This window comes from Candidatus Paceibacterota bacterium, assembly GCA_035530615.1.
In the GTDB taxonomy this organism is placed as follows: domain Bacteria; phylum Actinomycetota; class Actinomycetes; order Nanopelagicales; family Nanopelagicaceae; genus QYPT01.
In genome coordinates this window covers 384,496-396,690 of record DATKUL010000002.1, presented here as the reverse complement: position 1 = coordinate 396,690, position 12,195 = coordinate 384,496, and the positions used below count along the sequence as shown (strand labels likewise).

General features: G+C 50.8%; 14 protein-coding genes and 1 riboswitch. Of the genes, 6 read left to right on the top strand and 8 right to left on the bottom strand.

Annotation, left to right across the window (positions count from 1 at the left end):
- Window positions 1–1,137: a 2-methylcitrate synthase gene (gene prpC, locus VMW30_04960; protein ID HUW87712.1), complete on the bottom strand. Its 1,137-nt coding sequence runs from the start codon at window positions 1,135–1,137 to the stop codon at window positions 1–3.
- Between the two features lie 7 nt (window positions 1,138–1,144).
- A complete protein-coding gene (prpB, locus tag VMW30_04955) occupies window positions 1,145–2,029 on the bottom strand; it encodes a methylisocitrate lyase (GenBank protein HUW87711.1) in 885 nt (294 codons plus the stop codon).
- 74 nt (window positions 2,030–2,103) lie between these two features.
- Here prpB and VMW30_04950 point away from each other — a divergent pair, with 74 nt between their 5' ends.
- Entirely contained in the window at window positions 2,104–2,772 is a 669-nt protein-coding gene (locus VMW30_04950) for a hypothetical protein (protein ID HUW87710.1), read from the top strand.
- A 43-nt stretch (window positions 2,773–2,815) separates the two neighbouring features.
- Here VMW30_04950 and VMW30_04945 read toward each other — a convergent pair whose 3' ends face one another.
- The 3 genes from VMW30_04945 to coxB are packed head-to-tail and all read right to left on the bottom strand — an operon-like array spanning window position 2,816 to window position 5,639.
- Entirely contained in the window at window positions 2,816–3,220 is a 405-nt protein-coding gene (locus VMW30_04945; GenBank protein HUW87709.1) for a cytochrome c oxidase subunit 4, read from the bottom strand.
- Between the two features lie 5 nt (window positions 3,221–3,225).
- Window positions 3,226–4,884 carry a cytochrome c oxidase subunit I gene (ctaD, locus tag VMW30_04940; protein ID HUW87708.1) on the bottom strand — a complete coding sequence of 553 codons (1,659 nt, stop codon included), beginning with the start codon at window positions 4,882–4,884 and terminating at the stop codon, window positions 3,226–3,228.
- Window positions 4,881–5,639, bottom strand: coding sequence for a cytochrome c oxidase subunit II (gene coxB, locus VMW30_04935; GenBank protein HUW87707.1), 759 nt, complete (start codon window positions 5,637–5,639; stop codon window positions 4,881–4,883). The genes ctaD and coxB overlap by 4 nt, the downstream gene beginning before the upstream one ends.
- A 59-nt stretch (window positions 5,640–5,698) precedes the next feature.
- On the opposite strand from coxB, the gene VMW30_04930 reads away from it, so the two are divergent.
- Together VMW30_04930 and VMW30_04925 are read left to right on the top strand one after the other, a co-directional pair.
- Window positions 5,699–6,778, top strand: coding sequence for an aminotransferase class V-fold PLP-dependent enzyme (locus VMW30_04930; protein HUW87706.1), 1,080 nt, complete (start codon window positions 5,699–5,701; stop codon window positions 6,776–6,778).
- Complete coding sequence (locus tag VMW30_04925; GenBank protein ID HUW87705.1) at window positions 6,775–6,984, top strand: sulfurtransferase TusA family protein; 210 nt, start codon at window positions 6,775–6,777, stop codon at window positions 6,982–6,984. The genes VMW30_04930 and VMW30_04925 overlap by 4 nt, the downstream gene beginning before the upstream one ends.
- Window positions 6,985–7,017: 33 nt before the next feature.
- On the opposite strand, the gene VMW30_04920 is transcribed toward VMW30_04925, so the two are convergent.
- Together VMW30_04920 and VMW30_04915 are read right to left on the bottom strand one after the other, a co-directional pair.
- Window positions 7,018–8,010, bottom strand: coding sequence for a carbohydrate kinase family protein (locus VMW30_04920; protein ID HUW87704.1), 993 nt, complete (start codon window positions 8,008–8,010; stop codon window positions 7,018–7,020).
- A 30-nt stretch (window positions 8,011–8,040) separates the two neighbouring features.
- The gene (locus tag VMW30_04915) at window positions 8,041–8,403 is read right to left on the bottom strand and encodes an iron-sulfur cluster assembly accessory protein (protein ID HUW87703.1); all 363 of its coding nucleotides are present in this window, start codon (window positions 8,401–8,403) and stop codon (window positions 8,041–8,043) included.
- A 96-nt stretch (window positions 8,404–8,499) separates the two neighbouring features.
- Here VMW30_04915 and nadA point away from each other — a divergent pair, with 96 nt between their 5' ends.
- Together nadA and VMW30_04905 are read left to right on the top strand one after the other, a co-directional pair.
- Window positions 8,500–9,642 (top strand): quinolinate synthase NadA, encoded by a 1,143-nt coding sequence (gene nadA, locus VMW30_04910; protein ID HUW87702.1) that lies wholly within the window; start codon window positions 8,500–8,502, stop codon window positions 9,640–9,642.
- A gap of 38 nt (window positions 9,643–9,680) precedes the next feature.
- A complete protein-coding gene (locus VMW30_04905; protein ID HUW87701.1) occupies window positions 9,681–10,229 on the top strand; it encodes a DUF3043 domain-containing protein in 549 nt (182 codons plus the stop codon).
- A 10-nt stretch (window positions 10,230–10,239) separates the two neighbouring features.
- Here VMW30_04905 and VMW30_04900 read toward each other — a convergent pair whose 3' ends face one another.
- The gene (locus tag VMW30_04900; GenBank protein HUW87700.1) at window positions 10,240–11,241 is read right to left on the bottom strand and encodes an aldo/keto reductase family protein; all 1,002 of its coding nucleotides are present in this window, start codon (window positions 11,239–11,241) and stop codon (window positions 10,240–10,242) included.
- A gap of 97 nt (window positions 11,242–11,338) precedes the next feature.
- Window positions 11,339–11,489, top strand: a riboswitch (cobalamin riboswitch).
- A gap of 148 nt (window positions 11,490–11,637) precedes the next feature.
- Here VMW30_04900 and VMW30_04895 point away from each other — a divergent pair.
- Window positions 11,638–12,189, top strand: coding sequence for an SCO2322 family protein (locus VMW30_04895; GenBank protein ID HUW87699.1), 552 nt, complete (start codon window positions 11,638–11,640; stop codon window positions 12,187–12,189).
- Window positions 12,190–12,195: the final 6 nt, after the last annotated feature.

Genomic DNA, 12,195 nt, shown 5'->3' with positions numbered 1-12,195 from the left:
CTATCGCTTATCTATTGGCTGGAAAGGCAGGTCTTCGGGACCAATGTAAAGAGCACTTGGGCGAATTATCTTGTTGTCGATTCTTTGCTCAATAACATGAGCGGCCCATCCAGAAATCCTTGCCATCACAAAGAGCGGCGTGAAGAACGAGGTGGGTATCTTCATTTTGCTGTAAGCAACGGCTGAGTACCAATCCAGATTTGGGAACATTTTTTTCGTCTCCCACATCACTTCTTCTATTCGTTCAGCAATCTCAAAAAGCACGGTTGACGAGGCTTGCGAGGATAAATTTCTCGCGATCTCTTTTATGATGCCACTGCGCGGGTCAGAGATTGTGTACACAGGATGGCCGAATCCAATAATCACTTCCTTCTCAGAAACCCTCTTCCGAATATCTTCTTCAGCTTCAGCTGGGTCTTTATATCGTTCTAGTATCTCCAAAGCCACTTCATTTGCGCCTCCGTGCTTCGGACCACGGAGTGCTCCGATCGCCCCGGTTATTGCAGAGTAGATGTCAGATCCAGTGCCGGCGACTACCCTGGCAGCAAATGTAGAGGCATTGAACTCATGCTCGGCGTACAAAATGAGAGATGCATGCATCGCCTTCTCCCAAATTGGATCCGCTTCAACTCCATGGAGAAGGAAGAGAAAGTGTCCCCCAATTGAATCTTCTTGGGTCTGCACATCGATCCGTTTGGCGTTGTGACTAAAGTGATACCAGTACAAAAGCATGGAAGCGGAGCAAGCCAGTAGGCGATCGGCGATATCACGCGCTTGTGCTTCTGTATGCGACACACTCTCCGGCAAATCGCATCCCAATGCCGATACGCCGGTGCGTAATACATCCATGGGATGCGCAGTGACTGGTAGTGCTTCCAGTACCAGTTTTACCGAGTCGGGCAACCCACGCAATGAAGTCAATTTACGCTTGTATTTAACTAACTCCACGCGGGTAGGAAGCACACCGTGAATCAACAAATGAGCGACTTCTTCAAATTGGCATTCTCGGGCTAGATCCGCAATGTCGTATCCACGATAGTGAAGATCATTACCGCTTTTTCCAACCGAGCAGAGTGCCGTGCTGCCCGCAACAACACCTGATAGGGCAACCGATTTCTTCGCTTTGATATCCACCATATTTGAACTATTTCTCTCTTTCCGAAAATCGATCCAAAATGGCTTCGTACTCGTAATAATTGATACGCTCATAAAGCTCTTCACGGGTTTGCATTTCCGCTAAGACTGACTTCTGAGTGCCGTCTCGGCGAATAGATTCGTAGACTCGCTCTGCTGCCTTATTCATGGCTCGAAAGGCAGATAAGGGATAAAGTGCCATCGAAACATTCGCACGTCTTAATTCTTCAACAGTAAAAAGTGGCGTAAGTCCAAATTCAGTAATGTTTGCCAATATCGGTACTTCTACAACTTCAGCGAATCTTCTATATGTTTCGAGTTCGGTAATTGCTTCGGGGAAAAGCATGTCTGCACCGGCTTCGATGTACAAACCTGCTCGATCTAAAGCCGCTTCAACGCCTTCTCCAGCAATGGCATCCGTCCTGGCCATAATAGAAAAACTCTCATCAGTACGTGCATCGACCGCCGCCTTAATTCGATCCACCATCTCGGCCGCGCTCACCAAATCCTTATTCGGACGGTGCCCGCATCGCTTGGCGCCGACCTGGTCCTCAATGTGCATGGCCGCCGCCCCGCCTTTGATGAGAGATTTCACCGTCCGGCCGATATTGAAAGCCGAGGCACCAAAGCCAGTATCAGCGTCGACGAGGAGTGGCAGTTCGCAAATATCGGTTATGCGTCGAACTTCGATAAGGACGTCCTCAAGTGAGGTAATTCCAAGATCGGGAACGCCGAGAGAGCCGGCTGCGACACCCCCGCCGGAAAGGTAGACCGCCTTAAAACCAACCCGCTTGGCCAATAACGCGTGGTTGGCATTGATAGCACCGACGATTTGCAGGGGCGACTCCGCCTCCAATGCCCTTCTCAACCGAGTACCCGCAGTATCTCCAGCCATAAAATGACCCTATCACGCGCTATTTTTCGCCTATTGACTAGTGCTGGCACTCACCCGGGCGTAGGTTATGGGACATGAAACGCCTTCCCACTATAGCCATGGGTGCTGCATTGGCGTTGGCATTAGCCGGCCTCACTCCATTTTCTTATGCGGTGGGTACCAACTCACCGGGCACTAGATGTGTCAAAGTAGGCGCGATTGCCAAATCCGGTGCGGTTCAGGTGAAGTGCGTCAAAAGCGGAAAGAATTTGATCTGGCAGAAGAAGGTAAAACCTAAAACCACGCGAAAAACACCCGCGCCAATTACTTCAGCGGGCAGTGTTAAGCCAACACCATCCAAGAGTCAAACTTCCCCCGCAATTCCAGTGGTTCAGAGCGAATACACGGTCAACGCAAAGGGCGTGGCGTGGTCTTGGTCATTCACCTATCAACTTGATGGAACCAACTCCGTGCTCGTTTCCGATTCTTCTCATTCCGCGGTTCTGTTTATCCCTCAAGGCAAACTTGTCCATATCAATCTGAAATCAAATGATGTCTCACACGGATTTTGGATTCCTGGACTTGGAATTGACAAAGAAGCTTCACCCGATTCTGTTGGGAGAATAGACATCATGGCTGAAAAAGCCGGAATATTCCCCGGTGCATGCAATATCCAATGCGGAAGAGGACATGCAGGGATGAAATTATCAGTTCAGGTTGTAACCGAAATGGAATACCTAAAGTACCTATCAACCCTTAAGTAAGCATCAACATTCGAACTAACAAAATCTAATTGCAGAACCAGAATTAGTGATGCGATGAAGTGGTTGGCTTCTCGTATTCGGTGACATAGCCGAGAATGCTGACCAGCAAGGCTCCTACGCCAATGAAGGTAAGCCACCATCCGATGATCAGCCCAAGACCGGCCGCGCAAGCGGAGAGTGCAACCGGCAGCGGCCACCAAGAATGTGGACTGTAGAAACCAAGTTCGCCTGCTCCGTCAGCTATCTCTGCCTCTTGTCGATCTTCCGGTAAAGATCCACCAATTCGCTTATGCGCGAACCACATGTAGAAGCCAACCAGGGCCGCCAACGCACCACTTAGAAAAAGAGCCGTAATTCCAACGGCTTCTCCCCCGACCTGCCAATAGATGGCAGTAATAATGAAATAGAAGACTGCTAACCCGAAGAAAAGGTTTATCGATGTTTTCATGGGAGTTAGTGCCCTTCGGTCTTGATATGAGGGTGATGCAGATCGAATGCCGGGCGTTCACTTCGGATACGAGGCATCGCAGTGAAATTGTGACGCGGCGGCGGACACGAGGTAGCCCACTCCAGCGATCCGCCATAACCCCATGGATCATCCACGCCGACCATGGGAGAATTTCGCGTAATCCAGACATTTATCGCGAACGGAATCATGGAAGCGGCAAGAAGCACTGCCCCAACTGTCGAAACCTCGTTCATGAAAGTGAACCCATCCGATGGCAAATAATCAGAGTAGCGACGAGGGAATCCCTTAATACCTAGCCAATGTTGAATCAAGAAGGTCAGGTGGAATCCAAAGAAAGTCATCCAGAAATGGATCTTTCCCAACCGTTCATTGAGCATCTTACCCGTCATTTTTGGCCACCAGAAATAGAATCCGGCGAACATTGAGAAGACCACGGTTCCAAAAAGGACGTAGTGGAAGTGAGCGACGACGAAATATGAAGCCGACACCGCGAAGTCAAGTGGAGGTGAAGCCAGAATGATTCCAGTCAACCCGCCAAAGAGGAAGGTAATGAGGAATCCTAGAATCCAGAGCATCGGGGTCTCGAAAGTGATCGACCCGCGCCACATCGTGCCGATCCAGTTAAAGAACTTCACTCCAGTTGGAACGCCGATGAGAAAAGTCATAAAAGAGAAAAACGGTAGAAGGACTTGTCCACTTGCGAACATGTGGTGGGCCCATACTGAAACCGAGAGAGCCGAAATCGCGATAGTTGCTGCTACCAAACCCTTGTAGCCGAAAATCGGTTTACGGCTGAAAACGGGCAAAATTTCGCTTGCAATACCGAAGAACGGGATCGCAAGAATGTAAACCTCGGGGTGACCAAAGAACCAGAACAAGTGCTGCCACAACATAGCTCCGCCGTTTGCCGGGTCAAAGATATGTGAACCGAAGAGACGGTCGGACTCGAGCCCCAGGAATGCAGCAGCAAGTGGAGGAAATGCTAGTAGAACCAGAATAGAAGTGAGAAGTATGTTCCATGAAAAAATTGACATTCTAAACATCGTCATCCCCGGTGCGCGCATTGTGAAAATTGTGGTTATGAAGTTGACGCCGGAAAGAATTGTTCCAAGGCCACCAAGTGCCAACCCCATGACCCACAGGTCTCCCCCGATTCCAGGAGAGAACTGCGAATTAGCCAACGGGGCGTAGGCGGTCCAACCAAAGGATGCCGCGCCGCCCGGAGCCAAGAAGCCGGCAAACGCCATGGTGCTGCCAAAAAGATAGAGCCAGTACGACAACATATTCAAGCGTGGAAAGGCCACGTCTGCCGCGCCAATTTGAAGAGGCATGATGACGTTGGCGAACCCAACAAAGAGCGGGGTGGCAAACATCAGCAACATGATCGTTCCGTGCATGGTGAAGATCTGGTTGTACTGCTCGTTGCTCCAGAACTGCAGTCCTGGGCGGGTTAATTCTGCGCGGAGAAAGAGGGCAAGAATTCCGCCGATAAGAAACCAGGAAAACGAGGTCATGAGGTACAGATACCCGATTGTCTTGTGATCCGTTGACGTTATCCACTTCACAAAAGTGCTGCCCTTACGGGACGGCGCCTTCATAGTCGAGAGAGTGGCAACTCTTGGTGGCTGTGCAACTGTTGTCATGACAGACTCGCCTTCAAGGTATTGAGGTAATCCTGATAGTGCGCAGGAGTAACGACGCGAACCGTAAATAACATTCGCGAGTGATCGCGCCCACAGAGAATGTTGCACCGACCTGGATAGTCACCAAGTTTGTTGGCGGTGAATTCCAGATGATTCGTAACTCCGGGCAAATTCTGCATTTGAATCATGAATGCCGGAATCCAGAATCCGTGCACTACATCACTTGAGGTGAGGGTGAAACGAACTTTTTCGCCTTGTGGAAGATAGAGAATCGGCGCCTTTCCAGGCGTTCCTGTCACAACAGCCTTCTCGCCTGCTTCGGTATATCCGAATTGCCAGGACCACTGAATTCCATTGACAGAAATATTGTGTGCAACACCCGTCGTCGACTTAGAGGTGATTTTAGATTCATCGCGAGCTGTCATTGCAAAAAATACGGCGACGATAATAAACGGAATCAGGGTATAAGCGATCTCGATTGGGATGTGGTACTGAGTTTGTTTCGGAAACTCCTCGTTCTTCTTCCGGTGGAAAAAGGCCGACCAAAAAATAAGCCCTGCGGTAAATACGCCGACGACTCCCGCCGTAATCCACTCTGCTTGCCAGAGCGTCATCGATGTGTCGTTCACGCTGGAAACTCCCTTTTCGAAGCCGAGTCCAGAAATGGAACAGCCAGATAAGAGAACAAGCGCGGGAATTAACAGGGCAAGATTGCGCACAAGATGTGCGTTTCGGGTGCGGGGCTCCAAAGACATGGGGTAAAGGATAGTGGGGCATTTCGATCTGGCTTGCAAGTGGGGGTAGCGTAGGCGAGGTGGCTGACTTCACCAGGAATTTTCTCTCAGAATCCCCTCTCTCTCCTCTGGTCGCCGATGCCCTTACGGATGCCCTGAACCAGGGCTGGCATGATCCCCACAAGCTCTCCCAACACTCGGCGCGAGCGCGAATCCTGCTCAATTCGGCCCTGGACTCCCTGGCGGCAGGACTGAATGTACGACCTTCTGAGATTGAGATCCTGGGAGAACCAGGGCTAGCCCCCTACCTCGCCATTGTCGGCCTGCTACACCCCACAGACACGCTCCTCTTCTCCAGCGTGGATCGGAAGGAGGTCATCACCATTGCTCGAGACCATGGGCAAGCCCAAGAATTGCAGGTTGATCCGGCTGGCCACATTCTCCCCGATTCCCTCCCTCAGGATGCGCAACTCGTGTGGGCCATACAGGGTGCCAACGCCGAAACCGGAGTCGTGCAGGATCTCGAAACCCTCATCACCCATGCACCTAAAGCCAGAATTGCCTGCGATTTCACGGTATCGGGCACCCGGGTGCCCCTTCCAGCGCGATGGGACACTGCCATTTTTGATGCAAGGTCCTGGCAGGGGCCGCAAGGCGTATCGCTCTTACTTATTCACGAAGGAGCCAACTGGCGCAACCCTTTGCCCCATTTAAACCACCTTCGAACACCACAGTCATATTCCTTGCCTCTGCTCATCGCCAGCGCGGTTGCCCTTGAGGAGTGGTCCGGCAATGAAGAAAGGGAGAAGGCGCGACTTCGCAAACTTAGCGCAGAATTAAGAGCGCAAATTCGCGCCTCGATTGAAGATTGCGACATCGCTGGAGATCTTGAATCATCGTTACCCAACATCACTTCATTCTCATTTCTGTACGTGCAGGGTGAAGAGTTGCTACGCCGACTCGAGGTAGCTGGCTTCTCAGTAGATTCTGGTTCTGCTTGCACTGCCGATGATCTGCAGCCGAGCCACGTACTTGCCGCCATGGGACTTCTCACTCACGGAAATATTCGCATCACTCTTCACCATGGCGCCACGCAGGAGGAGATTTCGGCTCTTGTCACCGCGATTCGTGAAGCGGTCAGAGATTTACGTGGATCATGAAAGTAGTTGATTGCCTCGGAACCCGGTGCCCACTTCCCATTATTCACACTGCCAAAGCCCTAAAAAGCCTCAAGGAAGGCGAGTCTTTGGTTTTACTGGCCGATGACCCAGCAACGAAGCCAGATCTTCACGCGTGGGCGCGGATGACTGGCAATACGGTTGAAGAGATTGGACCAACGCAATTCAAAGTGACAAAAGGGCACTAATGATTAACGAGTTTAAAAATCAAAAAGTAAAAATTAAGAATCGAATCCAAAGTGGACGAGGTGTTCGCTTACATCTGCAGTAGCTTCTGCACCGAAAGCCTTTTCAAATCTCTCCAAGAACTCTTCCCTCGTAAAGCGATACTCCTGCGTACCTTTAGTTTCGATGACATAGGTTGCCAGCATTGAGCCAAGTTGGGCACAACGCTCGTGACTCAGTCCCCATGCGAGCCCGGCAATAAACCCAGCTCGAAAGGAATCACCGACCCCGGTGGGATCCAACTTGGACTTCTCCTGGGCAATCCCCACGGTGATGGTTTCCTGACCCTTTTCCTCGACTTTCGCGCCTTTAGAGCCGAGCGTGACTACTCGGACCTCAACCCGATCGAGAATCTCTCCATCACTCCAACCTGTCTTCTGACTAGCCAGGGCTAACTCGTACTCATTAAGGAATAAATAGGCCGCCCCGTCAATTAACTTCTTGATTTCTTCCCCGCTCATTCGAGCCATTTGCTGAGAAGGGTCCGCCGCGATCCGAATGCCTTCGCGCTTGGCAATTTCGGAATGACGCAACATGGCTTCGGGGTCATCAGGTGAAATCACCAGAAGGTCGAGTTTCCCGGTCTTATCCATTATGGGCGCCAACTCGATATTTCGTGCTTCGCTCATCGCACCCGGAAAGAATGAGGCAATTTGATTGAGCTCAGTATCAGTTGTCACCATGTACAGCGCGGTGAGAAGAGTCTCAGAAACCAACACGTGCGAAGTGTCCACGCCATGACGTGTCAACCATGCTTCGTAGTCTTCAAAATCCGTGCCAACCGCGGCTATAAGGATTGGATTAAGTCCGAGAACTCCCATTCCGAAGGCAATATTTGCCGCGCATCCCCCGCGCCGAATATCAAGTCCATCTACTAGAAAGGATAGGGAAACACTCTCAAGCGAACCGGCAACCAGGGAATCCGTAAATTTGCCGGGAAAGGTCATCAAATGATCTCGGCCCACCGAACCAGCAACACCGATTTTCATAATGATCCAGCGGGTAGCGAAGTCAAAGAATTAATGGAATGAATCTCCGCAGGCACAGGAACCACCGGCGTTGGGGTTATCTATCGTGAACCCCTGCTTTTCGATGGTGTCGACAAAATCAATCGTTGCGCCGGCTAAGTAAGGATCGCTCATTTTGTCAACGATAACCTTCACTGTGCCAAAAACATGAGTGGAATCACCTTCCATGTCGCGATCGTCAAAATAGAGCTGGTAGCGCAGCCCTGAACAACCGCCGGGTTGAACCGCGACCCGAAGAGCTAAATCATCGCGACCCTCTTGCGCCAATAGAGCTGCCACCTTGCCAGCGGCAATATCAGTCAACTGGATCGTGCTGGTTGTTATCGGAGTGGTTGTCTCAGTGCTCATATTCATTCTCTCCTCTTTTGCGTACTGGAAGAGCCTACCCGCTACCACCCTCACACGCAGAATGAACTCGCGCGTAGCCATAAAAGCGTGGAGAATACGGACGTGGCTCTACTAGACCTCTTAAACTTTGGCCGTGAAGCAGACTTAAGCAGCGAGCGAGGCGTCTCCTGTACGGGCGAACTCCCTGCGGCTAGCGATCCAAGTCTCGTCGCCCGCGCGCGCGCGGCGCGGGCAACCCTTGGATCGCGTGCGCTGGTCCTCGGGCACCACTACCAGCGAGATGAAGTTATTGAGTTCGCGGACATCACGGGGGATTCGTTCAAGTTAGCGCAAGCCGCAGCCGCACAATCCAGCGCGGAATACATCATCTTCTGCGGAGTGCATTTCATGGCCGAGAGCGCGGATATTCTTACCTCTCCCGCTCAGAAAGTTATTCTCCCCGATTTGGCTGCGGGATGCTCCATGGCAGACATGGCCACGGCGAACCAAGTCGATGATTGCTGGAAAGTTCTAGAAGATCTGGGAGTCGCAGGTTCGACAATTCCTGTGACATACATGAATTCGTCGGCTGCAATCAAAAGTTTCACGGGCAAAAATGGTGGCACCGTTTGCACCTCGTCCAATGCAAAACGGGCAATGACCTGGGCCTTAGAACAAGGCGAGAAAGTACTTTTCCTGCCCGATCAACATTTAGGACGCAACACCGCAGTTCTCAGCCTGGGGCTCTCGTTGGAAGACTGTGTCCTTTGGAATCCCTGGAAACCCATGGGAGGACTCACAGCGGAGGAGATCAAAAACGCAAAAATAATTCTCTGGCGGGGACACTGTTCGGTTCATGGTCGCTTCTCATTGGAAACAGTCAATGAAGTAAGGGAGAAAATTCCTGGCATTCAGATTCTCGTACATCCCGAGTGCCAGTATGACGTCGTGTCTCATGCCGATGTTGTTGGTTCGACTGAAATGATCATCCGCGCCATTGAAGCGGCTCCAGCGGGATCACAGTGGGCTATCGGTACCGAACTCAATCTGGTCTCTCGACTTGCTAAAAATCACCCTGACAAATCCATCATGTTCTTGGATAAGACAGTCTGCTATTGCTCGACCATGAATCGCATTGATCTCCCCCACCTTGTCTGGGTCATGGAGTCTCTCGTCAGTGGCCACCTCGTAAATCAGATTCAAGTAAGTGAGGAAGTTGCGAAGTTCTCCAAAATTGCCTTAGAACGAATGTTGGCGCTCCCCTAGATTCCCTCTCCAGTGCGGACTACCCGTATAGTCGCTACATGAATTCAGAATCGACACAGAACACACCTGAGAGCAAGGGTCGTCCGACACCTAAGCGAAAAGACGCTCAAGCCAAACGCGTGGTTAACTCAATGGCACCCGCGACAAATAAAGCAGAACGAGCGCAACAAAAGGAACTAGTACGCCAGCAGCGAGCGGCAACCCGCGCCGCGTATATGCGTGGAGAAGAGAATGCTCTGCCTGCGCGAGACCGCGGTCCCGTTCGCCGATACGTTCGCGATCTCGTGGATTCGCGCCGCTCTGTTGGAGAGTACTTTCTTCCACTTCTTGTGCTTGTCCTACTCATTTCGAGAATTGCACAACTTCAAGCCGTGGCAGTCATCCTCATGTACTTCATCATGTTCAGCGCGCTCGCGGATTGGTTCGTTTTGAGTCGTCGTATAAAACGCGAAGTTGGCGCTAAATTTCCAGATGCTCCGACCAGAGGTTTGGGAATGTATGCATGGTCGCGCTCAACCCAGTTGCGTCGACTCCGTGCGCCAAAGACTCAAGTCACTCCTGCTTCTCTAGGGAAAAAGAAGAAATAAAGAGAAGCGACTAACCTCTAGTCTTTGGACTTTCCGTTAGCGCTGGATCTTTTTCTGGCAACTTCCCCAAAGCTTTGTCAATTGCCTTCATTGATTTTGCCGAGAGTTTTACACCCGAAGCTTTGACATTCTCTTTAATCTGCGAAGGCTTCGTCGCCCCGATTATCGCCGATGAGACATTCTTGTTCTGAAGGACCCAAGCAACAGCCAACTGAGCCATAGTCAATCCAGCTTCTTCGGCGATCGGGCGAAGGTTCTGAACAGCGCTAAGCACATCGTCTCTCATCCAACGAGAAACCATTTCGGCGCCACTCTTCTTATCTGTTGCGCGCGATCCAGCCGGAACCTTTTTGCCTGCTTTGTACTTACCAGACAACACGCCCTGCGCGATCGGAGACCAAACAATCTGACCAATTCCAGCCTTAACCGATGTCGGAATTACTTCCGCTTCGATTACCCGCCAGAGCATGGAGTATTGAGGTTGGTTGGATACGAAACGGTCGTACCCATAAGCATTCTGAATTTCGATAGCGGCTTCGATTTCGCTGGCTTTCCATTCCGAAACTCCTATGTAATTAACTTTGCCCTGACGAATCAAATCGTCAAAAGCTTTGAGGGTTTCTTCTAGTGGGGTCTCATAGTCGAAACGATGAGCTTGATACAGATCTATGTGATCGGTCCCGAGTCGCTTCAAAGAAGCGTGACATGACTCCAAAATGTGTTTACGAGACAGTCCCTGATCATTCTTGCCCGGTCCCGTCTTTCCGTAGACTTTTGTAAACAACTCATACGACTCTCTGCGCACACCCTTTAGAGCCTTACCTAGGACGGTTTCCGCTCGCGTATCTGCATAAACATCGGCTGTATCAAAAGTCGTAATACCCACATTAAGCGCCTCTTTTACGCAAGCGATGGCACTTTGCTGTTCTACTTGCGAACCGTGAGTGATCCAATTCCCGTAAGAAATTTCAGATACATACAATCCAGAACTTCCTAAACGGCGATACTCCATGGCGGTCTCCTAAGTGGCTACTCTCGGTCGTGACTAGTTCACGCTCAAATCTCACTAAGTGAAGGCTAGCACCGCCAGTTCGAGCCTGCCGCTTTGCATACGTCACCCACTTGTGGTTTGGTAGACCCACAATTACATATTGTTCTTGCGTTCAGGGGAAGTCCGGTGAGAGTCCGGCGCTGACCCGCAACCGTAAAGCAGTTCATAACTGCTAAGTCGGATTACCTGACCAGGAACTCGATATCGACACCACCCGCCGAGGTTTGCGGGGCGCTCGTCCAAACAGAAGTGTTTGCACAGTTGGTTAAGTCGTTCGAGAACACGATCGAGCGGTTTTTTTGTGTAGAAATTTCAACTGGTCCGCCCTGTGAGACTCCCTACAGAGAGACTCATACATTGAAAAGTAAAAGTTCACGTTCATTCATATTCCTAATTCTTTCTACATTCGTTCTATCTGCTCTATCGCCTTCGGCTCAAGCCGCCGACAAGGGTTACCGCTACTGGGGGTATTTCCAAGCAGCACCTGGAGCAACTGCTTGGAGTGAAGCAATGACAGGTCCAACCACCGTTGTTGCAGATGGTTCAGTTGAAGGATGGGTTTTCACATTCAGTGGTGACGGCGTCCCGCAGGCTTCACAACCAATGTTTGCTCCAAATTTCAAACGATTGTGCGGAAGAGCAAAGTTTAAGTCCGCCACTCAGAAACGAGTTGGCGTAGTAGTCGATTTCGGACGAGTCGTCTTGCGCCCAAAGGGTGAGTCGATTCCCCACTTTGTCTCTAAATGCGTCGTGATTGAGAAATCGGCACTCGGTTCGGACATACTGGCGAAAGTTGTGAAAATACGTTTCGCTGCTTCCGGATTTATTTGTGCCTTCAATGATTATCCCGCAAAAGAATGCGGAGCCGAAATTCCCACTCCTCGATTGCTGCTCATAAAGAAGAAGTAATAACGT